Origin of the sequence: Pseudomonas sp. HY7a-MNA-CIBAN-0227 (assembly GCF_040310325.1) — a bacterium.
In the GTDB taxonomy this organism is placed as follows: Bacteria; Pseudomonadota; Gammaproteobacteria; order Pseudomonadales; family Pseudomonadaceae; genus Aquipseudomonas.
Genome location: NZ_JBEOPT010000011.1, coordinates 45576 through 68191, shown reverse-complemented (window position 1 = coordinate 68191; position 22616 = coordinate 45576). Strand labels below are relative to the sequence as shown.

Here is a 22616-nt window from a genome sequence, read left to right as displayed (position 1 = left end):
TAGGAGATATTCAAAGGGCTTGTTTGCGGCGGCTGTACAGCCCGCCCAACAAGCCGGTCAGGCAACCCACTACCAACCCGCCAACGTGGGCGGCGTTGGCGATTTCGCCGAAACCGATCATCGAGACCAGGCCCGACAGGCAAAGCAGCAACCACACCAGCATCATCACCAGCACCCCACGGGGCAGGCGATACGCCGGGTTTGGCGAAAGCATTTGATAGATCCAGCAATGTCCCAGCAGGCCATACAGCACGCCGGACAACCCGCCAAACAGGCCGGGACCGCCGAAATAGTACTGAGCGTAGTTGGAGACCAGGCTGAACAACAGGGTCAGGCCCAGCAGATTGATACTGCCCTGGTGCGACTCGATGCGCCGCCCCAGCTCCCAGTACCACATGCCGTTCATGGCCAGGTGGAGGATGCCGAAGTGGATCAGCATCGGCGTCACCAACCGCCACCACTGCCCCGCCGCCAGGCTGTCGGCCAGGGGTGTGAAATACAGATACTCGCCGGCTACATGGAAGTCCAGGAAGGTCAGCCAGCTCATGGTTTGCAGGTTATCGCCGAGCATGGTCACCGCGCCGACGATCAGGCTGAGCAACAAAATTGCTGCAGTCAGCGGGCTATGGCGCAGTTGCTGGAGAAAACCAGGGCGCTTGGCGACTGGCGCTTCTGGAACATCCAGTTGCTGCTGCGGATCACCAGCGGGAAAACGCTGATACAGGGTCCGCACATCCTCGCTGATGGCATCAGGCACCCACAGCACCTGCTCCCCTGCTTCCTCACTGACGCGATGGGGCACTTGCATGCGCTGCAACAGTTTGACGAAACCACCCAAGTCCACGGTCAAGGGCAAGCGCAATACTGCAACGGTACTCATGAAATCACCTCAGGGCGCTCGACATCGACCCAGACAAACTTGTGCGGGTCCAGACGACTTTCCTGATCCAGCCGATAAGCGACCAGTTTTCCGTACAGCACGGCGCTGTAATCCAGGCAGGCCAGGTTGGGACGGATTGGCGCCGGCTTGCCACTGCGCCAGTAATGGCCGACGAACAGCAATGGCTCGTCGACGCCATAGCGCAGCAGGGAACTCTTTTCAGTGGAAGACAGCGGCGTAGCTGCCACCGGTTCCGGCAGTGCATCGGGCTGGAACACGATATCGCCGTAGGTTTTCGGGTCGTCTTCCCAGAACTTGGTGCGGAAAAATGACCGTGTCAGGCCATCGCCACCGGTCAGCGTCAAGCCGTCCGGCAGGCGCATGTCAGTGCCCCGCAGCAGACGGTCGAAGGCATTGCTGGCGAAACTGCCCGGCACCGCAGCGGCTTGCAGGAAATGCTGGTCAATGCAGCCGTCAGGGAAGTGCGCACGCAGGGGTGCGATAAAACCGTCGTCCCAGCAGGCGTGTACCACGCGAAAGCGCCCGGCATCGACAAACAGCGGCATGTCGTAGAACCAGCCGAGGAAGTCATGCCAGTCTGCCGGGTGCTGTTCGAACTGCTCCAAGGTCTCGTGGATCAGCCGAGCGTGGCGTGGCGTGCGCTCGCGCACAAACTGTTTGCTGCTGCCCGGCGGCGCTGGCGTACTCCAGCCCAGGGCGTTGAACTCATGGTTGCCCATGATGCACAGCGCCTGGCCGGCCTCGGTCATGTCGTGGACGATATGCAGGGCTTCACGGATGCGCGGGCCGCGGTCGATGATATCGCCGAGGAACACGGCCATGCGCGATGGGTGGCGCCAGGTGCCGCCCTGTTTGTGGTAACCCAACAGGTCGAGCAAGTGCTCAAGGGTATGAGCGCAACCGTGCACGTCACCAATCAGGTCGTAGCTACGCGCGGGATCGAGCATCAGTCGCCTCCACCCCCCAAGCGGCTGCCCCAGCCCAGCTTGGTCCGGCAAACTTCGTAATAGTTGTGGTCCAGTGGGTGGATCAGCCGCAGTTTCTGCGCCTTCTTGCTGACGGTGATGGTGTCACCGGGGGCGCAGGTAAAATGGTTCTGCCCATCACAGGAGACTTGCGGGTATATCTGCATGTCTTTGGACACCACGATTTTCAGCTCACTGTTGCCGTCGACCACGATGGGCCTGCTGGACAACATATGGGGGTACATCGGCACGATCACAATGGCGTCGAGCTTGGGGTGCATGATCGGGCCACCCGCCGACAGCGCGTAGGCCGTGGAACCCGTGGGCGTGGCGACGATCAGGCCATCGGCCTTCTGGCTGCAGACAAACTGGCCGTCGATGTACAGTTCGAACTCGATCATCCGCGTCGACTTGCCGGGGTGCAGCACCACATCGTTGAGGGCATCGCCCTGGCCAATGGCTTCGCCGTGGCGGCGCACTTCGGCCTGCAGCAGGAAGCGGTTTTCCACCAGGTAATGGCCGTCGAGCACCTTGGCCACTTCGACTTCCAGCTCATCGGGGCGGATGTCGGTGAGAAACCCCAGGCTGCCACGGTTGATCCCCAGCACCGGCACGTTATGCCGGGCCAGCGCGCGCGCAGCGCCCAGCAGGCTGCCGTCGCCGCCGACCACGATGACCATGTCGCAGACTTCGCCGAGCATCTTGCGCGAAGAGGTTTGCAGGCCATGGCCCGGCAGAATCTCGGCGATGGTGTCTTCGAGAATCACATGCAGGTGGCGCTCAAGCAGAAACTTCTTCAGCCGGCGGACGGTATCCAGGGCCTGTGTACTGCCCAGGCGACCGATAATGCCGATATTGCGAAATTGCTCCATGGGGCTCCTGCAGGGTTGGGGTCTGGCAAAAAAGAACGATTATGGGCGAAAGGCGGCGTTAGACAAAATCCTTTGTAGCCGCAAGGGCCAGACGACAACGGTTCTCAGCCACGCATGCCCGCGTAAAAGGCTATGCTCGCACCATGACTTTGTTCGCTGATTTACAGAACCTGCCCCGCCAGCTGTGCCACCCCGAGGTACGCGACCTGGCGTGGGTGATACTCGCCCCACCGATGCTGGCGCAAACACCCTGGCCGCAACGCCATCCGCTGGCAGGCAGCGATTGGGTGCAAGCACCGCACCAGTTGGAACAATGGCTGCACCAGTTGGACCAGGACAGCAGCGCCTTGCAGCACTGGTTGAACCAGGCCCGAACCCGGCGCCTGGGCTTGTATTACGAGCGGTTGTGGCAATTCGCCGTGCAGCACGCGCCGGGAGTGGAACTGCTTGCCGCCAACCTGCCGATCCGCCAGGCCGGGCATACCTTGGGTGAGTTGGACATATTGCTGCGTGACCGCGACGGCGTGCATCACTTGGAACTGGCTATCAAGCTGTATCTGGGACCTGCAGAGGGTGACGGCCGCGATACAGCGCAATGGCTGGGGCCTGGCTGTCACGATCGGCTGGACCGCAAGCTGGCTCACCTGGCGCAGCATCAATTGCCAATTTCCGCCCGCCCGGAAAGCCGTGAAGCCCTGGCAGCGCTGGGTATCCAGCACTTTGATGCACACTTGTGGCTGGGCGGGTACTTGCTGTATCCGTGGCCTGGTATTGCCCAGGCTCCGACTGGTGCGCATCCGCAGCACTTGAATGGGCGTTGGTTGCATCAGCGGGACTGGCCAAGGTTTACCAAACAAAGCCCGCCTGGACGCTGGCAGCCTTTGCCCCGCCATGCCTGGCTCGCGCCCGCGCATTACCCGGCTGATCAGGTGTGGAATGAAGAGCAGATGCGAGGCTGGCTGGCGCAGCTGGACCCAATAGCGCCGGCGCAACTGCTGGTACGACTGGCTGAAAATAGCGCAGGCGATTGGGAGGAAGCCGAGCGGTTATTTCTGGTGGCAGACCTTTGGCCGAATGTGCCGGGTGCTGGTTGAATGAGATTCTGGAATTGGGCTCGACAGCTATGAGGAACAATGAGTGCGCCGTTAAAGGCTATCGATATGCCGATAATCCACATTCAACCCGAGAGCCAGCTCTTTGGCGCGACCCAGCCTGATCGGCCCCCGCTCGATATCCACCAGTAATCCCGGACAGTCGAGCTGCGCTAATCCCATCACATCCTTAAGTCGCCCATCAGTGATCACCAGCAACCGCTGCTGCTCCGCCGGATAGCGTTTGCGCCGGGCAACCAGCCAGTCGCTGGCCTCGCCAAGTGCCGCCAGCAATGGCGTGCCGCCGCCAGCGCCGAGTTCGTCGAGCCACCGGCTCAGCCCTTTTGCCGCCTTCAACCCCTGCACCTGCCATTTGGGCAGCTGGCCGCTCACCGTCAGCAACGCCATCCGGGCGCGCTGGCGATAAGCATCATCAAATACCTGCGCCAGCAAACCCTTGGCGTCGCTCAGTGCTTGATGCCGCCGAGTAGACGCCGACGCATCGACAATCACCAGCCATAACTCATGGGGAGAGCGGTTGCGCAGGCGGTACAACAAATCTTCACGGCGTTGCGGGCGCCCGCCGAGCAAGGTACCCGGCCAGTTGATCGAACCTTGGCTTGCGGTTCGCGCCTGCCCTTGCCTGCCCTTGTCCAATCGACCCGCCTTGGGTCGGGCATCCGCCCCCGCGTCAGGTCGAGGGCGAATGCCTAGGGCTTTTTTGGCCAGGTTGGAACATCCCGCCGAGCACCGACCGACAATGCGGGCGCAGGCATATCGCCCCACAGCCCTTGGCCCTGGGCAGGCGATGAGTCGGCTGATTTCGATGATTGACCTGTAGTGGGCGGGCTCGCCGGCGGGGAGTGTTCCTGACGGCGGTGACGCAGGGCGAACTCAGCCACGGCCTCGATATCTTCCACGCTGATGGTGCCAGCCCCACGCCACGCGGCATGGGCTCGAGCGCCACGCAGCCAGACCAGGTCGGCACGCAAACCATCGACCCCAGCGACAAAGCAACGCTCAGTGATCTCGGCCAACGCCTGGTCATCCAGGGGAATACTTTCCAGCACTGCCCGCGCCTGGGTGCAACGCTCACGCAGCGCCGCCTGTTGATCAGCCCACTGCGCGCAGAACCCTTGGGGATCGCTGTCGAAATCCAGGCGGCGGCGGATGATCTGCCCACGTTCGGCAGGCAGGGTTTGCCCACTCAGAGCCACGTTGAGCCCAAAGCGGTCGAGCAACTGCGGGCGCAACTCGCCTTCTTCCGGGTTCATGGTGCCGATCAGTACGAAGCGCGCTGAATGCCGATGGGAAATGCCGTCACGTTCGATCAGGTTGGTGCCGCTGGCGGCCACGTCCAACAGCAGGTCCACCAGATGATCGGGCAACAGGTTGACCTCATCGACATAAAGCACGCCGCCGTCGGCCTTGGCCAGCACGCCAGGGGAAAACTGTGCCCGGCCTTCGCCCAGCGCCGCGTCGAGGTCGAGGGTGCCTATCAGCCGTTCTTCGGTGGCGCCCAAGGGCAGCGTGACGAACTGACCGCTGGCCAACAGGTCCGCCAGGCCACGGGCCAAGGTGGACTTGGCCATGCCGCGCGGGCCTTCGATCAGTACCCCGCCGATTTTCGGGTCGATGGCGGTCAGGCACAGGGCCAGCTTGAGGTCATCGGCGCCGACAACGGCGGACAGCGGGAAATGAGGGGTATCAGTCATCGCGAGTTCTCGGTGAGTGCTGTGACTCAGTTGTCTTCTTCTATATCCAACAACAAATTTTCCAACGCCTCGCGGTACGCTCCAGGCTCCTGCCACATACCCCGCTGCTGGGCTTCCAGCATGCGTTCGGTCATATCGCGCAAGGCGTCGGGATTATGTTGCTGCACGAAAGCACGGGTGTCAGGGTCGAGCAAATAGGCGTCGGCCAACAGCGCGTACTGGTGATCGTCGATCAGCGCGGTGGTGGCGTCAAAGGCAAACAGGTTATCGACCGTTGCCGCCATCTCGAACGCGCCTTTATAGCCATGGCGCTTGACCCCTTCGATCCACTTGGGATTCGCTGCACGGGCGCGGATCACCCGGTTCAGCTCTTCCTTCAAGGTGCGGATTTTCGGCAGGTCCGGCTGGCTGTGGTCGCCATGATAACTGGCGGCCTTGTCGCCACTCAGGGTTTCCACGGCGGCGAGCATGCCACCCTGAAACTGGTAGTAATCGTTGGAATCAAGCAGGTCGTGCTCGCGATTGTCCTGGTTCTGCAACACCGCCTGGACCTGGCTCAGACGCTGGGCGAACTGTTCGCGGGCGGCGGTACCTTCATCGGAGCCGCCATAAGCGTAACCACCCCAATTGAGGTACACCTCGGCCAGGTCTTCGCGGCTCTGCCACAGACGACCGTCGATTGCGCCCTGCACGCCAGCGCCGTAAGCACCCGGTTTCGCCCCGAAGATTCGCCAGCCGGCCTGCTTGGCAGCGGCTTCTTCATCCAGACCGGACAAGCGCAAGGCCTCTCGCTCGCTGCGCACCTTGGCAGCCAGCGGGTTCATATCATCAGGCTCATCCAACGCGGCGACCGCTTGCACCGCAGCATCAAACAACCGGATCAGGTTGGCGAAGGCATCGCGAAAAAACCCCGAGACCCGTAACGTGACATCAACACGCGGACGGTCCAGCAGGCTCAACGGCAAGATTTCAAAGTCATCCACCCGCTGACTGCCGGTGGCCCACACAGGGCGCACGCCCATCAGCGCCATGGCCTGGGCGATGTCATCGCCGCCGGTACGCATGGTAGCAGTGCCCCACACCGACAGGCCGAGCTGACGCAGATGGTCTCCATGGTCTTGCAGGTGTCGCTCAAGAATCAGGCTGGCTGACTGGAAGCCAATGCGCCAGGCGGTGGTGGTCGGCAGGTTGCGCACGTCCACCGAGAAAAAATTACGCCCAGTGGGCAGCACGTCCAACCGACCACGGCTGGGCGCTCCGCTGGGACCGGCGGGGACGAAGCGTCCGCTCAGGGCATCCAGCAAGCCGCGCATCTCCGCCGGGCCGCAGGCATCCAGGCGCGGAGCGACGACGATGCGCAGGCTTTCGATCACCGCCTTGACGTCGTGCCAGCCGGGTTCTTCAAGTTGCTCGACCGGCCCTTCAAGCGCCTGCTCAATCAAGCGCGCGGCATACAGTTCCAGGCGCTCACGGGTGTCGCCAGCGGTGCGCCACAATTGTGGATCGATCGTGTGTAATACCTCGGGGCGAGGCCCGGCCCAGGGTTCGGCCAGGGCGCAATCCAGCGGATCGAAGCCCAGCTCGAAAGCCTTGGCCAACACCCGCAGCAAACTCGATTGCGGACCACGGCCATCGCCACGGGGAATGCGTAGCAAAGCCAGCAACGTGTCGATGCGCAAGCGGCCAACGGGTGATTCACCGAAGATATGCAAGCCGTCGCGAATCTGCGACTCCTTCAGATCACACAGGTAAGTATCCAGGCGCGGCAGCCAGATCGCCGCATCGGCGTCGCTGTCGAGGTTTTCGTCCAGCGCCAACTCTTGGTCGATGCGAGTTTCCCGCACCAGCTTGAGAATGTCCTTTTGCAGCTCCCTGGCTCGACGCGGGTCGAGCAGTTGCGCTTCGTAATACTCGTCGGCCAACAGTTCCAGGTTACGCAATGGGCCGTATGTTTCGGCGCGGGTCAGCGGCGGCATCAGGTGGTCGATGATCACCGCCTGGGTGCGACGCTTGGCCTGGGCGCCCTCGCCCGGATCATTGACGATAAACGGATAGATATTCGGCAGCGGGCCAAGTAATGCATCCGGCCAGCAATTTTCCGAAAGCCCGACGCCTTTACCGGGCAACCACTCCAGATTGCCGTGCTTGCCAACGTGAATCACTGCGTGGGCGCCGTAGGTCTGGCGCAACCAGAAGTAGAACGCCAGGTAACCGTGGGGCGGCACCAGGTCCGGGTCGTGATACACCGCGCTGGCGTCGACCTGATAACCCCGGGCCGGCTGGATACCGATAAACGTCAGGCCCAAACGCAGGCCAGCGATCATCATGCGCCCGTCGCGGAACATCGGGTCGGTGTGCGGCGAACCCCAGCGTGCGAGCAGCGCCTGCCGATTGCTTTCAGGCAGGCGGTTGAACATTGCCTCGTAGTCGTCCAAACCCAGGCTTTGATGGCAGGGACGCAGGTCGAGGCTGTCGAGGTCGTTGGTGACACCGCCCAGCAAGTCCTGGATCAGTTGCGTACCACTTTGCGCTAACACGTCCGGCAGCGGATAACCTTCAATCTGCAACGCCCGCAGAATATTCAGCGCGGCGGCCGGGGTATCGAGGCCTACGCCATTACCGATGCGGCCATCACGGGTTGGATAATTGGCGAGAATCAGGGCGATGCGTTTTTCAGCATTAGGCACCCGCGCCAGGTCGACCCAGCGCCGCGCCAGGTCGGCGACGAAGTCCATGCGCTCAGGTTGCGCCCGGTAGCACACCACATCGGACTGGCTGCGCTCGCTGCGCCAAGCCAGGTCCTTGAAGCTGATGGGGCGGCTGATGATCCGCCCGTCCAGCTCCGGCAAGGCAATGTGCATGGCCAGGTCACGGGGGCCAAGGCCTTGCTCGCTGGCCTGCCAGGCGGGTTCGTTGTCCTGGGCACAAATGGCCTGGATCACCGAAATATTGCGGCGAAACGGTCGCAAGTGCGGCGCTTCGGGGCTGGATTGGGCGAAACCGGTGGTGTTGAGAATCACCGCGGCCTGGACCTCATCCAGCAAGTCCTCGACCACTGTCAGGCAGCCGGGCTCTTTCAAACTGGCCACAGCCATGGGCAATGGGTTCAACCCCGCTGCCTGCAGGCGCTGGCAGAACACATCGATAAAGCCGGTATTGGCCGCCTGCAAATGGGAGCGGTAGAACAGCACTGCTGCCACGGGAAGATCGGGCTGCCAGTCGGCCTGCCAATCACTCAGGCACGCGTTGGCTTTATGGGGATGATAAATCGCCGTACGCGGCAGGATTTGCGGCTCGGACCAGCCATAGTCGCGCCCCAGATACCCGTTGGCCAGGCAGCGATAGAAATCCAGCGCATTGCCCAGGCCGCCCTGGCGCAGGAAGTGCCAGAGCCGATCGCGCTCTTGCGCGCTGACGGTACTCAGGCCGCTGAGTTCCGGGTCTGGACGGTCGTCACCTGGCACCAAAATCAGTTGCACGCCGCGCTCGGCCAACTGCACCAAACGCTCGATACCGTAACGCCAATAACCGATCCCACCATGCAGCGAAATCAGGATGACCTTGGCGTGGCGCAGCACCTCATCGACATACAGGTCGACCGAGCCGTGGTTCTGCACCTGCATCGGGTTGGCCAGGCGCAGGCTCGGGTAATCCTCGGGCAACTGCTGGGCAGCTTCGGCCAGCAGCGCCAGGCTGGAGTCGCCGCTGCACAGGATCACCAAGTCGGCGGGGGTTTGTCCAAGGTCGGCAATGTTGTCATCCGAGACGAAACCGCCGGGCTGGGTCCTGAGCAGGTGCATGGCTTAAACGCTGAGGGCGGCGCGTAATTGCGCTTCGAGCAAGGTGGCGTCCAGCTCCTGGCCGATCAGCACCAGATGTGTGGCGCGCGGCTCATCGGCGCGCCAGGCACGGTCGAAGTGCTTGTCGAAACGGGTGCCCACACCCTGGATCAGCAGGCGCATTGGCTTGTTGGGGATTGCGGCGAAGCCCTTGACCCGCAGGATGCCGTGTTGGACCACCAGTTGGGTCAAGGCATCGAGCAGCAGACTTTCGTCGGCTTGTGGCAGCTCGATGGAAATCGAGTCGAAGGCGTCATGGTCGTGGCCATGCTCACCTTCGTGATGATGATCGTGATGGCTGTGGCGGCCGTCGATGTGTTCTTCGGAACCGGCGCCCAGGCCAATCAACACGTCCAATGGCACGCGACCGCTGCTGGCTTCGATGATCTTCACCGCTGGCGGCAACTCTTCAGCCACTTCCAGGCGCACGCGGGCCAAGTCTTCGGCGCTGATGAGGTCGGATTTGTTGAGGATCACCAGGTCGGCGCTGGCCAGTTGGTCGGCGAACAGCTCGTGCAGTGGTGATTCGTGGTCCAGGTTCGGGTCAAGTTTGCGCTGGGCATCCACCTGATCCGGGAACGCAGCGAAGGTGCCAGCAGCCACGGCCGGGCTGTCGACCACGGTGATCACCGCATCCACGGTGCAGGCGCTGCGAATTTCCGGCCATTGAAAAGCCTGGACCAACGGTTTTGGCAGGGCCAGGCCCGAGGTTTCGATGAGAATGTGGTCGAGGTCGCCGCGTCGGGCTACCAGCTCGCGCATTACCGGGAAGAACTCTTCCTGAACGGTGCAGCACAGGCAACCGTTGGCCAGTTCATAAACGCGGCCGTTGGCTTCTTCTTCGGTGCAACCGATGGAGCACTGCTTGAGGATTTCACCGTCGATGCCCAGCTCGCCGAACTCGTTGACGATCACGGCGATGCGGCGGCCCTGAGCGTTGTCGAGCATATGGCGCAACAAGGTGGTTTTACCCGAACCGAGAAAGCCGGTAACGATGGTGACGGGGAGTTTGGCCAGTGTTTTCATCGGATGCCCTTTGGCAAGGTGGCGGGCATACGGGACGATTGGCCCTGCGGCGGCGCGCAGAAGCCCATTTCGCCACCGGATCACCCCGCCCGGTTGAAAGTTAAGAATCGTAGCGAGGCAGGTCTCCTGGCTTGGGGCTTGCCGGTCTTGCGACTGGCGCTGGCTGCGCCTTCCCGCCTTGTTCAGGCAGTGGCGTGGCAGTCAGATCAACCCTTTACAGTTGCGGGGGCAGCCGCGGCATCAACCGCGTTCCCTTCTTAGCTTCGACCTGGGCCGAAGAACCTCGAAAGCGCAAGGCTACAGGGGCTCGGCCAATTTGACTACCATCCCTCGCCCATGCTCTCCTACACATCTTGTTTCGGGTGCCCTTCACAGGGTGAAACGGGAAACCGGTAAATCATGTGCTTGACTCAAGCCATGACCAGTCCGGTGCTGCCCCCGCAACGGTAAGCGAGCGAAGCATCAGATCCACTGTGCCGAGATGGCATGGGAAGGCGATGCTTTTAGGTCGACTCTTTTCAAGAGCCCCCTCGCAAGCCCGGAGACCGGCCCGATCAATCAAATAACAAACCCGCGGTGGGCGGGCGCTGTTCAGAACCCTGCGTGCCTGGCTCGCAGGGTTTTCATGCGCTCGTTTCACCCTGACACTCGAAAGGGACGTGCCATGTCGATCATCAGCAGCACCTCGCATACCGCAAGCAACACCGCCACCTTGAGCCAACGCCTGACCGCCGCCATCGGTGCGTCGATTCTGGGCGCGTGCCTGGTGTATTTCGCCGGCTTCTCCCATATCGAGGCCGTGCACAACGCCGCCCACGATACCCGCCACAGCGCCGCGTTCCCGTGCCATTGAGACCTGCCGACATGATCAAGCGAATTGCCCAAACCGCAGGGTTCACTGGCCTGCTGGCTGCCCTGTTGCTGACCCTGCTGCAAAGCTTCTGGGTCGCGCCGCTGATTCTCCAGGCGGAAACCTTCGAAAACGTCACGGCCGCTGTCGAAGTACATGAACATGCCAACGGCACCGCTGCCACTCACAGCCACGACGCCGAAGCCTGGGAGCCGGAAAACGGCTGGCAGCGCGTGCTGTCCACCACGGGCGGCAACCTGGTGGTCGCGGTAGGCTTCGCGCTGATGCTGGCCGGCCTCTACACCTTGTGTGCGCCAACCCGCACCGCTCAGGGCCTGCTGTGGGGCCTGGCCGGTTACGCAACCTTCGTCCTGGCGCCAACCCTTGGCTTGCCACCGGAACTGCCGGGCACCGCTGCGGCTGACCTGGCGCAACGGCAAATCTGGTGGATCGGCACGGCCGGTTCCACTGCCGCCGGTATTGCGTTGATCGTGTTCGGTCGCAACTGGCTGCTGAAAGTGTTGGGCGTAGCAATCCTGGCGGTGCCCCATGTGATTGGCGCACCGCAACCGGAAGCCCATTCAATGCTGGCTCCTGAAGCGCTGGAAACGCAGTTCAAGATTGCCTCGCAATTGACCAACGTTGCCTTCTGGCTGGCCCTGGGCCTGATCAGCGCCTGGCTGTTTCGCCGTAACCGTGACGATCAATACTCGGCATGACCACTGACAACACAGCCCCGACCCTGGTGGTCGGCCTGGGTTGCCAGCGTGGCTGCGACACTGACACCCTGCTTGCCCTGTTCAACAAGGCCCTCAACGAGGGCGGCATCGATCGCCAACACATCACTGCGCTGGCCAGTATTGATCTCAAACAGGATGAACCGGGGCTGTTGGCATTGGCCAAGGCCTTGAACCTGCCGCTGCAGTTTTTCAGTGCCGGGCAATTGGCACTTTATGAACCCCGGTTGAGCCACAAGTCGGCTATCGCCTTCACCCATACCGGCTGCCATGGCGTTGCCGAAAGTGCCGCCCTGGCCTTGGCTGAACACTTGGCCCAGGGGTCGGCGAGACTGCTGATCACCCGTCAGAAAAACGCCCAGGCCACCTTTGCGTTAGCTAGTTGCGGCTAAAATCTCGATAATCGCCAGCCTTGATCATGAGCAATCTTCATCTGAAGCCTTGCACGCTTGTTTTTTTGCATAGGAAACCGTCATGACCGTCTTTTTCATCGGCGCAGGCCCCGGCGATCCCGAACTGATTACCGTCAAGGGCCAGCGGCTGATTCGCAACTGCCCGGTGATCATTTATGCAGGCTCACTGGTACCGGCCGCCGTGCTGGAAGGCCATCAGGCCGAACAGGTGATCAACAGCGCCGAATTACACCTTGAGCAGATCATCGGTTTGATCAAGGCCTCCCACGAAAAAGGCCAGGACGTGGCACGGGTGCATTCCGGCGACCCGAGCTTGTATGGTGCGATTGGCGAGCAGATTCGCTGCCTGCGGGAGCTGGGCATTCCCTTCCAGATCATTCCGGGCGTGACAGCCGTGGCCGCCTGTGCGGCGCTGCTGGAGGCTGAACTGACCCTGCCGGATATCGCCCAGAGTGTGATCCTGACCCGCTATGCCGATAAAACTGCGATGCCAGCGGGAGAGTCATTTAATAGTCTGGCCAGCCACGGTACGACTATGGCGATTCATCTGGGGGTCAATCATCTGGAGAAGATCGTCGCTGAACTGCTGCCTCACTACGGCGCCGACTGCCCGATTGCCGTGGTGCATCGCGCAACCTGGCCAGATCAGGATTGGGTTATCGGTACGTTGGCGGATATTGCCGAAAAGGTAGCGGCCAAGGGATTCAGGCGGACGGCGTTGATTGTGGTGGGCCGGGTGTTGGCCAGTGACGGTTTCAGCGAGTCATCGTTGTATCGTGCAGGTCATGCGCACTTATATCGGCCTTGAGTATTCCCGGATGCTAATGCAAAACCCTGTGGGTTGGGTTGGGTTGGGTACATATCCGTTATTTTAGTCAGGGCGGCTTAGGGTTACGCCCTTACGGCGTGTCACTTTTGAAAAGAGCCCAAAAGTAACCAAAAGGCTCTTGCCCCACCACTTGGTGCCTCGCCTAGGCTCGGCATGCCTTCACTCCGGCATTGCTCCGTGGGCCGCCGCGATGGGCCATCCTTGGCCCAGCGCGGCTAAACCGGCGTCCTGCCGGTTTACCCACGGATCAATACCTGCGTTCAGCCATCGTGGTTAACGGGGCGCCTAAGATCAAAAGCAAAAGCACGGCGGCCTGGTAGCCGAGCTGAGTGGTGAAAAGCAAGAGCGGATCTACTGCCACCTGTAGGAGCGAGCTTGCTCGCGATGGTCGTTAACGATGACGCTGGCATCCTGAATCACCGCGGCGCCCTCAGGTTCTTCGCGAGCAAGAACTAGGCGTCCCCCTCGCTCCTACAGAAAAACGGATGGCTCTTGATCTGCCTGCCCATAAAACCAGAGGCCGAACGCAGGTGTTACGCAGTGGGTAAACCGGCAAGGATGCCGGTTTAGTCGCGCTGGGCCAGGGATGGCCCATCGCGGCGACCCACGGAGCAATGCCTTCGTTCGGGTACGCCGAGCCTAGGCGAGGCGCCGATAGGTAGGGCAGGAGCGTTTTGGTTACTTTGCCGCTTTTGCAAAGTGACACGCCGTAAGGGCGTAACCCTAAGCAGCCATTACCGCAGCAACGGATATGTACTCAAATCTGCCCCCAGCCATCAGTAACCTCAAGAGAGGTATAGATACCTATGGCTATCGCAGGCAAACCTTCCCCCCACACTTAACCCTAATTATTACAAAACCCATATAACCCGTTGAATTAAGCTCATAAAAAAACGGCGCTCACGGGGCGCCGTTTTTCATGCTCGCAGCGAACACCTTAGTAGTAGGCGTTTTCTTTCTGCGTGTGGTCAGTCACATCACGTACACCCTTGAGCTCGGGAACCCGCTCAAGCAAGGTGCGCTCGATGCCTTCGCGCAAGGTCACGTCCGCCTGGCCGCAGCCCTGGCAACCGCCGCCGAATTTCAACACGGCAATACCGTCATCCACTACGTCGATCAGGCTGACCTGGCCGCCGTGGCTGGCCAACCCAGGGTTGATCTCGGTTTGCAGGTAATAGTTGATACGCTCGTTGACCGGGCTGTCGGCGTTGACGCTCGGCACCTTGGCGTTAGGCGCTTTGATGGTCAACTGGCCGCCCATGCGATCGGTGGCGTAGTCAACCACGGCATCGTCAAGAAAGGCTTCGCTGAAGGCGTCGATGTACGCCGTGAAGCTTTTGAGCCCCAGGGCGGTATCTTCGGGTTTCTCTTCCCCCGGCTTGCAGTAGGCAATGCACGTCTCTGCATACTGGGTGCCAGGCTGGGTGATAAAGACACGGATACCGATGCCTGGAGTGTTCTGCTTGGACAGCAGATCAGCCAGGTAATCGTGGGCGGCGTCGGTAATGGTTATGGCAGTCATGGAAAATCCTCACAGGCTTGTCGGCAGTTTACGCCAATCATTGCGGAGGCACAAAGTCCTAGTATTTTTGTCGGAAAAGAAAACGCGCCGTAATCAAAGGTTTTCATAGCGATTCATGTCCAATACGCCCTCTTCCATCGGCGTTGTTTCACGGATGTACTGCGACAAGTCGTGGAAATACAGCCAAAACTGCGGATGACTGCGGCGCACACCCCAGCGGTCGACAATTCTCTCAAACCGCTTGGCATCCTTGGCGTGTTCCATGTCTTCGACGAACTCGGGCACGTCTTCGGCAGCCATATTGAATATGAAGTTCGGATAGCTGCTGAGTACGCCGGGATAAATGGTCAGGGTGTCCAGACCAGGCTGATAGCGATAGGCCTCACCGAGCATGAACGCTACGTTGCTATGGGCGCGATTGCGTAACAGGCTGTAGACCTCGCGCTTGCCGCTACGGGTCTCGATGCGCAACATCGTTGCTTCAGGCAGTTGCTCGATCACCTTGAGGCCCGCCGCAGGTCGGGAGGTCAGGCGACTCAACGCCTGCTCGGCGTCTCGCAACGCCGGATCAATTGCGGGCCGCGAACAGTACGCGCTGATGCAGCGGTTGATCGGGTCAGGGCTGGCATTGAGGTCGCCATAACGGGCGAGCAACTGGTTGGCAAAATCGCGCTTGGGGTCCTTCTCATCCAGCTTCAGCCCGCTGGGTTTGTCATTATCGATAGCCTCATAGTCCAGCCACAGCTTGACCTTGCCGCTGTTCTGGTACCAGTCATCGAGAAATCCATCCCGGGAATCGGCGGGCATCAAGCGCAGGAAGTTCTGCTCGGCGCCGTTGCGGATCAGGTCGAAATACAGCCGGGTCTGCGCCTGGTGGGAGACATTGCCGAACACGTCAAAGTTGACCGCCAACTGGTAATAGGTCCGCTCCAGCAGCGGATAGTCGAACAACCACATCGTTTGCGGTACTTCGCCGATCAGGCCCTTGTTCACTGACGCGCTGTCGAAATGGCGGAAGACCGACAGCAAGGCATTGTCATTACCCGTCCACAGGCTCGACCAACTCGGCGGCGGCAGATCCGCGTAGCTGTCCCGGCGCAGGGCTTCGTATTCGTTGCGCTTGTCGCGGTAGGCCCGCCACAGGCTCAACACACTGCCCACATCGTCGTTCTGCCCCGGCATCGCCAGCAACGGAGTGGTCTGGCCGCGATAACTGGCGTCGGTGATGTACAGGTCGTGCTCAGGGTCTTGGAACAGGGTCCAGTAGTTGTCGCGGATCACGTCCGTGGCGATTTGCCCACGGCATACCGGCCCGCGAATAAAGGTGCGCACGAAGTATTCCGCGTTATCCAGCATGAACTGGTAGCGCGCCTTGGCCGGGATGGCCTCGAAGGTCTCGAACGGATTGGCCCGGCGTGCAGGACCATAGCCAGGTAGCGCGTGGACCTGCCAGTCGCCGCTGTAGAACAGCGCCTTGATCCAGGCCATTTTCTCGGCGCTGAACGGGTACGTGATATGCGTCTTGTGGACGATAACCCCTTGCACCGGCCACAAACGGTAGTACACCTGGATGCCCGGGTCGTCATTGGGCCTGCGGGTGTTGATCAGGTCAATCGGCTGGCCGCTGGGCGTACGCGAGCGCACCCACTGGAAATAATGCCCCGGTTCGCCGCCCTCTAAATAGATATGGGCAAGGAACAGATGCTCGTAGAGCCAGCGCGCCACCAGGCTTTCCCGCGCACCGGGCTGATTGAGCAGGTTTTCCCATTGCTGTACTTGCAAGGCTTCCTGGGCACTCGGCGCCAGCCCTTGTTCATCGATGGGCGCACCGGAGGCCAACCAGCGTTGCAGGGTTTGGTACTGCTGGTTGGTCAGGCCAGTGACTGCCAGGGGCATACCTTCCTTGGGGTGGTCGCTGGCATAGGCATCGAACTCCTCCGGCAGCGGGCACATGTTTTCCCGGTTCAGGCCCAGCACAATCTCGGCGGGCAACTTGGCATTGGGCGCCAATGGCGTCTTGTGGCCCAGGTCGAGCATCCGCGCCATCAACGCCGCCTGGCTGCCTTGGGCGTCCAAAACCGAACCGAAACCCAGCGCCTTCCACTGCGCCTTGCCGAACGCATCGTAAAACAAGCGCGTGGGCTGCGAAGCCTGGCTGCGCTCACCGTCGTAGACCGCAACCTTGCTCGCACCCCGTGCGGCGCCTTCGCCGCTGCCCAGGTTGAGCTGGCAGGCCGAGTCGTAGCAGGCATGGCAGGCCACGCACTTCTCGGTGAAAATCGGCTGGATATCACGGATATAGGAAAGGCTCTGCGCGGGACCTTGTGCCTGTGTGCTGCTGGCGATCAGCGCAAGAACGACGCTGATGATGAGGCGAAGTGACATGTTTCCGGTCCCGATTTAATGCATACGGTGAAAATCCCGGTGATTCTACCGACCTGCACCCTCGCCCAACATGAGCGATATTCATGCAAAAGCTGAACATGCTCTAAAAGCGCACAGGTTTGCTATGATCCACGCCCTCCGTAATGCCTGACCAGAGTAGTCCCATGTCCGATCGTAGCGCTCGTCTGCAAGCCCTTCACCAAGCCCTCAAGGAACGCATCCTGATCCTCGATGGTGGTATGGGCACGATGATCCAGAGCTACAAACTGGAGGAAGAGGACTACCGTGGCAAACGCTTCGCCGATTGGCCAAGCGACATCAAGGGCAACAACGACCTGCTGATCCTCACTCGCCCAGACGTGATCGGCGGGATCGAGAAGGCTTACCTGGATGCCGGCGCCGACATCCTCGAAACCAACACATTCAACGCCACTCAAGTGTCCCAGGCCGACTACGGCATGCAAGGGCTGGCCTATGAATTGAACGTAGAAGGCGCCCGCCTGGCGCGCAAGGTTGCCGACGCGAAAACCCTGGAGACCCCGGACAAGCCGCGCTTTGTCGCCGGCGTGCTCGGCCCAACCAGCCGTACCTGTTCGCTGTCGCCGGACGTCAACAACCCCGGCTACCGCAACGTGACCTTCGATGAATTGGTGGAAAACTACACCGAGGCCACCAAGGGCCTGATCGAAGGCGGTGCGGACATGATCCTCATCGAAACCATCTTCGACACCCTCAACGCCAAGGCCGCGATCTTTGCCGTTCAAGGCGTTTATGAAGAGCTGGGTGTCGAGTTGCCGATCATGATTTCCGGGACCATCACCGATGCGTCCGGCCGGACTCTGTCGGGCCAGACCACTGAAGCGTTCTGGAACTCCATCTGCCACGCCAAGCCGATTTCCGTCGGCCTGAACTGCGCCCTCGGTGCCAGCGAGCTGCGGCCGTACCTGGAAGAGTTGTCGAACAAGGCCAGCACCTACGTTTCCGCGCACCCGAACGCCGGCTTGCCCAACGAATTCGGTGAATACGACGAACTGCCGGAAGAGACCGCCAAGGTCATCGAGGAATTCGCCCAAAGCGGCTTCCTCAATATCGTCGGCGGCTGCTGCGGTACCACGCCGGGCCATATCGAAGCCATCGCCAAGGCCGTGGCCGGCTATGCGCCACGCCAGATCCCCGACATCCCCAAGGCCTGCCGTCTGTCGGGCCTGGAACCGTTCACCATTGATCGCAGCTCGCTGTTCGTCAACGTTGGCGAGCGGACCAACATCACCGGTTCCGCGCGCTTCGCAAGGCTGATCCGTGAAGACAACTACACCCAAGCCCTGGAAGTCGCCCTGCAGCAGGTGGAAGCCGGCGCCCAGGTGATCGACATCAACATGGACGAAGGGATGCTCGATTCGAAGAAGGCCATGGTGACCTTCCTCAATCTGATTGCCGGCGAGCCGGACATCTCCCGGGTACCGATCATGATCGACTCCTCCAAGTGGGAAGTGATCGAAGCGGGCCTCAAGTGCATCCAGGGCAAGGGCATCGTCAACTCCATCAGCATGAAGGAAGGCGTGGAGCAGTTCATTTATCACGCAAAACTGTGCAAGCGCTACGGCGCTGCGGTGGTGGTGATGGCCTTCGACGAATCCGGCCAGGCCGACACCGAAGCGCGCAAGAAGGAAATCTGCAAACGTTCCTACGACATCCTGGTCAATGAAGTCGGCTTCCCGCCGGAAGACATCATCTTTGACCCGAACATCTTCGCGGTCGCCACCGGTATCGAAGAGCACAACAACTACGCCGTCGATTTCATCAATGCGTGTGCCTACATCCGTGACGAACTGCCGTATGCGTTGACCTCGGGTGGCGTGTCCAACGTGTCATTCTCATTTCGTGGCAACAACCCGGTGCGTGAGGCGATTCACTCGGTGTTCCTGCTGTATGCGATCCGCAACGGCCTGAGCATGGGCATCGTCAACGCCGGCCAGTTGGAGATCTACGACCAGATCCCGGCCGAACTGCGCGACGCTGTGGAAGACGTGGTGCTCAACCGCACCCCGGAAGGCACCGACGCCCTCCTCGCCATTGCCGACAAGTACAAGGGCGACGGCAGCGTCAAGGAAGCCGAGACTGAAGAGTGGCGTAGCTGGGAAGTCAACAAGCGCCTGGAACACGCCCTGGTCAAGGGCATCACCTCACACATCGTCGAAGACACCGAAGAATCCCGGCAGTCGTTCGCCCGGCCGATTGAAGTGATCGAAGGCCCGCTGATGTCTGGCATGAATATCGTTGGCGACTTGTTTGGCGCCGGCAAAATGTTCCTGCCCCAGGTGGTGAAGTCCGCCCGAGTAATGAAGCAGGCCGTGGCCCACTTGATCCCGTTTATCGAGCTGGAAAAAGGCGACAAGCCAGAAGCCAAGGGCAAGATCCTCATGGCGACGGTAAAAGGCGACGTGCATGACATCGGCAAGAACATTGTCGGCGTGGTGCTCGGCTGCAACGGCTATGACATCGTCGACCTTGGCGTGATGGTCCCAGCCGAGAAAATTCTGCAAGTGGCCAAGGAACAGAAGTGCGACATCATCGGCTTGTCCGGCCTGATCACGCCGTCCCTGGATGAGATGGTGCACGTCGCCCGCGAGATGCAGCGCCAGGATTTCCACCTGCCGTTGATGATCGGTGGCGCTACCACGTCCAAGGCCCACACGGCGGTGAAGATCGAGCCCAAGTACAGTAATGACGCGGTGATCTACGTCACCGACGCCTCCCGCGCCGTGGGTGTGGCGACGCAGTTGCTGTCCAAGGAATTGAAGGCCGGTTTCGTCGAGAGAACCCGCCTGGACTACATCGAAGTGCGTGAGCGCACCGCCAACCGCAGCGCCCGCACTGAACGCCTGAGCTACCCGGCGGCCATCGCCAAGAAGCCGCAGTTCGACTGGAGCACTTACACACCCGTCAAGCCCACATTCACTGGCCCCAAGGTGCTGGACAATATCGACCTGAAAGTGCTGGCCGAGTACATCGACTGGACGCCGTTCTTTATCTCCTGGGACCTGGCCGGCAAATTCCCGCGCATCCTCACTGACGAAGTGGTGGGTGAAGCCGCCACCTCGTTGTACGCCGACGCCCAGGAAATGCTCGCCAAGCTGATCGACGAAAAACTCATCAGCGCCCGCGCCGTGTTTGGCTTTTGGCCGGCCAACCAGGTGCAGGACGATGACCTGGAAGTCTACGGTGATGACGGCAAGCCTCTGGCAAAACTGCACCACCTGCGCCAGCAGATCATCAAGACTGACGGCAAGCCGAACTTCTCCCTCGCCGACTTCGTCGCGCCCAAAGACAGCGGTATCACCGACTACGTGGGTGGCTTCATCACCACCGCCGGCATCGGCGCCGAAGAAGTGGCCAAGGCCTACCAGGACGCTGGCGACGACTACAACTCGATCATGGTCAAGGCCCTGGCCGACCGCCTGGCCGAGGCCTGCGCCGAATGGCTGCACCAGCAAGTGCGTAAGGACTACTGGGGCTACGCCAAGGACGAGCAACTGGATAACGATGCGCTGATCAAGGAGCAATACAGCGGCATCCGCCCTGCCCCTGGCTACCCTGCGTGCCCGGATCACACCGAGAAAGGTACCTTGTTCCAGCTGCTCGACCCTCAAGCCCGCGAAATGCAGGCCGGGAGCAGTGGCGTGTTCCTTACCGAGCACTACGCGATGTTCCCGGCGGCAGCGGTCAGCGGTTGGTACTTCGCCCACCCGCAGGCGCAGTACTTTGCCGTGGGCAAGGTCGACAAGGACCAGATCGCCAGCTACACCGCCCGCAAAGGCCAGGACCTGGCTGTGAGCGAGCGCTGGCTGGCACCGAACCTGGGTTACGACAACTAACGGCGCTGGATTGACTATGCTGTCCATACACACCTTCACCGGGGGATGTATGGACGATCCAGCCAACCACAAACCGCCAACCTTCTGGCAGATGCTTCACAGCGTGATAGCCGCCGCCTTCGGCGTGCAAAGCGGGAAGAATCGCGCCCGCGATTTTACCCACGGCAAACCCAGTCATTTCGTGGTGCTTGGCATCCTGTTCACAGCCATCTTTGCCCTGACGCTGTTTGGCATCGTCAAGCTGGTGTTGCACTTGGCCGGGGTGTGAAAGCGATCAGTGCATCAGCAGTTGCAAGCTGAAAGGGTAACGGTAGGTCGCGGGCCTGCCTTCGGCTGACAGCGCCCGAAAATCCACGTCATAATCCTGGTGAGCATTGATCTCTTGAAGGCGTCGGGCCTGTGCGGGGTCAATCAGCTGGAACAACGCCTCTTGGCGTTCCCGCTCGCCATGCAGGCCGATGCCCACACCCCTGGCATCGTCATGCACCAGTACCATCGCCCAACCGCCCAGGGTGAAGTGCCCAGCCACCAACGCGCTCAACCGTCCATCAAGAAGCGCTGCAAGCACTTGGGGTGAGCTGTTGACCGCACTGAACAGCACATCCTTGCCCGGCCTGCGGCCGCTGTTCTGCAGGGCGGTCATGGCGCCCAGAGCCATCTCGTCATTGGCCGACCACACCAGCGCGGTCTGCGGATAACGCTTGAACAACAGTGTTGCCTGCTCAAAGGCGCGCAGGCGGTTCCATTCGCCGTAAACCAATTGGCGCAGGCGTACTTCGGGATGCTCCCCCAGGGCTCGCTGCAAACCTTGTTCGCGCAGCTGTGCGGTGGGGGTGTTCTTGGCGCCGGAGAAGGCCAGCAAATCGAGGGTTTGGCCGGCGGCGACCGGGCCATGGATGCGCATCAGTTCCTTGAGCATCAGGTAACCGCCCTCCTCGTCGTTGGCGACGAGGCTACCAATCCAGTTGGGATATTTACGTGCGTCCAACAGTTGCACCTGGTCAGGCGTCAGGGCGTTATTGACGATCAGCAACTTGACCCCGCTGCCCTGGGACAGGCGTAGGATTTGCGGGGCGATGTACTGCTCGTTGACCAGCACCAGGTAGTCTGGGCGCTGGGGGCCTTGTAAAGCTTCGCGGGCCTGCTGGAGGGTGTTTTGCGGATCGCGCTCGGAATAACGCACGCGCAAATCCAGGCCGAGGTCCCTGGCGGCGGCCTGCATGAATTGCGCATAGTTGACCCAGAAGGCTTCGGTCGAGGTGCCAGGGTTGAGAAAAACCACCGACGCTGCATGGGCCATCGCCCAGAACGGCATACTCGCCACCAGCAAACACTTGCAGAGAACCTTCAGCATCATTACCTGAGCCCCGGATAGTTGCCGCCCAGTGTAATGGCAATAAGCCGGTCAATCTCGGCTAATCGCCACGGCGGGACAACCCCCAAAGCTCAGGCAACGTCCTTTATTGATGGCTGACCCAGAACACAGCCGTTGAAACCACCAAAATAATCAGAAAGAGAATGGCCCAGGCGTCCACGGAACTGTCGCTTTTGCGGGCTTTAGTCGGATTGCTCATCGCATCGCCTCTTGTCGGTTTT

At 60.9% G+C, this 22616-nt stretch carries 17 protein-coding genes and 2 riboswitches; of the genes, 7 read left to right on the top strand and 10 right to left on the bottom strand.

All coding sequences use genetic code 11. The features are described from left to right. Positions 1–10: 10 nt before the first annotated feature. From AAEZ06_RS18680 to AAEZ06_RS18670, 3 genes are read right to left on the bottom strand one after another with little or no spacing between them, the layout of a single operon-like run. Positions 11–880, bottom strand: coding sequence for a rhomboid family intramembrane serine protease (locus tag AAEZ06_RS18680; protein ID WP_149414606.1), 870 nt, complete (start codon positions 878–880; stop codon positions 11–13). Continuing rightward, positions 877–1851 (bottom strand): metallophosphoesterase, encoded by a 975-nt coding sequence (locus tag AAEZ06_RS18675; RefSeq protein ID WP_178114542.1) that lies wholly within the window; start codon positions 1849–1851, stop codon positions 877–879. Before AAEZ06_RS18675 ends, AAEZ06_RS18680 begins: the two co-directional genes overlap by 4 nt. Then, positions 1848–2738 (bottom strand): NAD(+) kinase, encoded by an 891-nt coding sequence (locus AAEZ06_RS18670; protein WP_149414605.1) that lies wholly within the window; start codon positions 2736–2738, stop codon positions 1848–1850. Before AAEZ06_RS18670 ends, AAEZ06_RS18675 begins: the two co-directional genes overlap by 4 nt. Positions 2739–2881: 143 nt before the next feature. On the opposite strand from AAEZ06_RS18670, the gene AAEZ06_RS18665 reads away from it, so the two are divergent. Beyond that, entirely contained in the window at positions 2882–3832 is a 951-nt protein-coding gene (locus tag AAEZ06_RS18665) for a DUF1853 family protein (RefSeq protein ID WP_149414604.1), read from the top strand. A 51-nt stretch (positions 3833–3883) separates the two neighbouring features. On the opposite strand, the gene AAEZ06_RS18660 is transcribed toward AAEZ06_RS18665, so the two are convergent. The 4 genes from AAEZ06_RS18660 to cobW are packed head-to-tail and all read right to left on the bottom strand — an operon-like array spanning position 3884 to position 10409. Beyond that, a complete protein-coding gene (locus tag AAEZ06_RS18660) occupies positions 3884–4486 on the bottom strand; it encodes a vWA domain-containing protein (protein WP_350615551.1) in 603 nt (200 codons plus the stop codon). Between the two features lie 53 nt (positions 4487–4539). Next, positions 4540–5544: a magnesium chelatase ATPase subunit I gene (locus AAEZ06_RS18655; protein WP_350615549.1), complete on the bottom strand. Its 1005-nt coding sequence runs from the start codon at positions 5542–5544 to the stop codon at positions 4540–4542. Positions 5545–5570: 26 nt separating this feature from the next. Continuing rightward, positions 5571–9344: a cobaltochelatase subunit CobN gene (cobN, locus tag AAEZ06_RS18650; RefSeq protein WP_350615547.1), complete on the bottom strand. Its 3774-nt coding sequence runs from the start codon at positions 9342–9344 to the stop codon at positions 5571–5573. A gap of 3 nt (positions 9345–9347) precedes the next feature. Further along, positions 9348–10409 (bottom strand): cobalamin biosynthesis protein CobW, encoded by a 1062-nt coding sequence (gene cobW / locus AAEZ06_RS18645; RefSeq protein ID WP_149414600.1) that lies wholly within the window; start codon positions 10407–10409, stop codon positions 9348–9350. Between the two features lie 99 nt (positions 10410–10508). After that, positions 10509–10710, bottom strand: a riboswitch (cobalamin riboswitch). A gap of 42 nt (positions 10711–10752) precedes the next feature. Next, a riboswitch (cobalamin riboswitch) is annotated at positions 10753–10977 on the top strand. 96 nt (positions 10978–11073) lie between these two features. Between cobW and AAEZ06_RS18640 the strand changes: the two genes are divergently transcribed. The 4 genes from AAEZ06_RS18640 (at position 11074) to cobM (ending at position 13217) form a co-directional block, all read left to right on the top strand. After that, on the top strand, positions 11074–11262 hold the full coding sequence (locus AAEZ06_RS18640) for a CbtB domain-containing protein (RefSeq protein ID WP_149414599.1): 189 nt from the start codon (positions 11074–11076) through the stop codon (positions 11260–11262). 11 nt (positions 11263–11273) lie between these two features. Beyond that, entirely contained in the window at positions 11274–11978 is a 705-nt protein-coding gene (locus tag AAEZ06_RS18635) for a CbtA family protein (RefSeq protein ID WP_149414598.1), read from the top strand. Next, positions 11975–12388, top strand: a complete 414-nt coding sequence (locus AAEZ06_RS18630; protein WP_350615544.1) for a cobalamin biosynthesis protein — start codon at positions 11975–11977, stop codon at positions 12386–12388. The genes AAEZ06_RS18635 and AAEZ06_RS18630 overlap by 4 nt, the downstream gene beginning before the upstream one ends. An 82-nt stretch (positions 12389–12470) precedes the next feature. After that, positions 12471–13217 carry a precorrin-4 C(11)-methyltransferase gene (cobM, locus tag AAEZ06_RS18625; protein ID WP_149414596.1) on the top strand — a complete coding sequence of 249 codons (747 nt, stop codon included), beginning with the start codon at positions 12471–12473 and terminating at the stop codon, positions 13215–13217. A 958-nt stretch (positions 13218–14175) separates the two neighbouring features. Here the strand turns inward: cobM and nfuA are convergent. After that, entirely contained in the window at positions 14176–14760 is a 585-nt protein-coding gene (gene nfuA / locus AAEZ06_RS18620; RefSeq protein ID WP_149415341.1) for a Fe-S biogenesis protein NfuA, read from the bottom strand. Between the two features lie 93 nt (positions 14761–14853). Next, positions 14854–17145 carry a fatty acid cis/trans isomerase gene (locus tag AAEZ06_RS18615; RefSeq protein ID WP_350615541.1) on the bottom strand — a complete coding sequence of 764 codons (2292 nt, stop codon included), beginning with the start codon at positions 17143–17145 and terminating at the stop codon, positions 14854–14856. A gap of 164 nt (positions 17146–17309) precedes the next feature. On the opposite strand from AAEZ06_RS18615, the gene metH reads away from it, so the two are divergent. After that, positions 17310–21020: a methionine synthase gene (metH, locus tag AAEZ06_RS18610; RefSeq protein ID WP_149414986.1), complete on the top strand. Its 3711-nt coding sequence runs from the start codon at positions 17310–17312 to the stop codon at positions 21018–21020. 49 nt (positions 21021–21069) lie between these two features. Beyond that, positions 21070–21288, top strand: coding sequence for a DUF2970 domain-containing protein (locus AAEZ06_RS18605; protein ID WP_149415001.1), 219 nt, complete (start codon positions 21070–21072; stop codon positions 21286–21288). 6 nt (positions 21289–21294) lie between these two features. Here the strand turns inward: AAEZ06_RS18605 and AAEZ06_RS18600 are convergent, their stop codons facing one another. Next, positions 21295–22374 carry an ABC transporter substrate-binding protein gene (locus tag AAEZ06_RS18600; RefSeq protein ID WP_149415000.1) on the bottom strand — a complete coding sequence of 360 codons (1080 nt, stop codon included), beginning with the start codon at positions 22372–22374 and terminating at the stop codon, positions 21295–21297. Between the last annotated feature and the right edge of the window lie 242 nt (positions 22375–22616).

Excerpts from the sequence above, each read along its gene's own strand:
- AAEZ06_RS18615 (WP_350615541.1), bottom strand. The coding sequence starts at position 17,145 with ATGTCACTTCGCCTCATCATCAGCGTCGTTCTTGCGCTGATCGCCAGC.
- cobW (WP_149414600.1), bottom strand. The coding sequence starts at position 10,409 with ATGAAAACACTGGCCAAACTCCCCGTCACCATCGTTACCGGCTTTCTC.
- AAEZ06_RS18670 (WP_149414605.1), bottom strand. The coding sequence starts at position 2,738 with ATGGAGCAATTTCGCAATATCGGCATTATCGGTCGCCTGGGCAGTACA.
- AAEZ06_RS18600 (WP_149415000.1), bottom strand. The coding sequence starts at position 22,374 with ATGCTGAAGGTTCTCTGCAAGTGTTTGCTGGTGGCGAGTATGCCGTTC.
- AAEZ06_RS18630 (WP_350615544.1), top strand. The coding sequence starts at position 11,975 with ATGACCACTGACAACACAGCCCCGACCCTGGTGGTCGGCCTGGGTTGC.
- AAEZ06_RS18635 (WP_149414598.1), top strand. The coding sequence starts at position 11,274 with ATGATCAAGCGAATTGCCCAAACCGCAGGGTTCACTGGCCTGCTGGCT.
- AAEZ06_RS18665 (WP_149414604.1), top strand. The coding sequence starts at position 2,882 with ATGACTTTGTTCGCTGATTTACAGAACCTGCCCCGCCAGCTGTGCCAC.
- AAEZ06_RS18605 (WP_149415001.1), top strand. The coding sequence starts at position 21,070 with ATGGACGATCCAGCCAACCACAAACCGCCAACCTTCTGGCAGATGCTT.
- AAEZ06_RS18640 (WP_149414599.1), top strand. The coding sequence starts at position 11,074 with ATGTCGATCATCAGCAGCACCTCGCATACCGCAAGCAACACCGCCACC.
- nfuA (WP_149415341.1), bottom strand. The coding sequence starts at position 14,760 with ATGACTGCCATAACCATTACCGACGCCGCCCACGATTACCTGGCTGAT.
- cobM (WP_149414596.1), top strand. The coding sequence starts at position 12,471 with ATGACCGTCTTTTTCATCGGCGCAGGCCCCGGCGATCCCGAACTGATT.
- AAEZ06_RS18680 (WP_149414606.1), bottom strand. The coding sequence starts at position 880 with ATGAGTACCGTTGCAGTATTGCGCTTGCCCTTGACCGTGGACTTGGGT.
- AAEZ06_RS18655 (WP_350615549.1), bottom strand. The coding sequence starts at position 5,544 with ATGACTGATACCCCTCATTTCCCGCTGTCCGCCGTTGTCGGCGCCGAT.
- cobN (WP_350615547.1), bottom strand. The coding sequence starts at position 9,344 with ATGCACCTGCTCAGGACCCAGCCCGGCGGTTTCGTCTCGGATGACAAC.
- metH (WP_149414986.1), top strand. The coding sequence starts at position 17,310 with ATGTCCGATCGTAGCGCTCGTCTGCAAGCCCTTCACCAAGCCCTCAAG.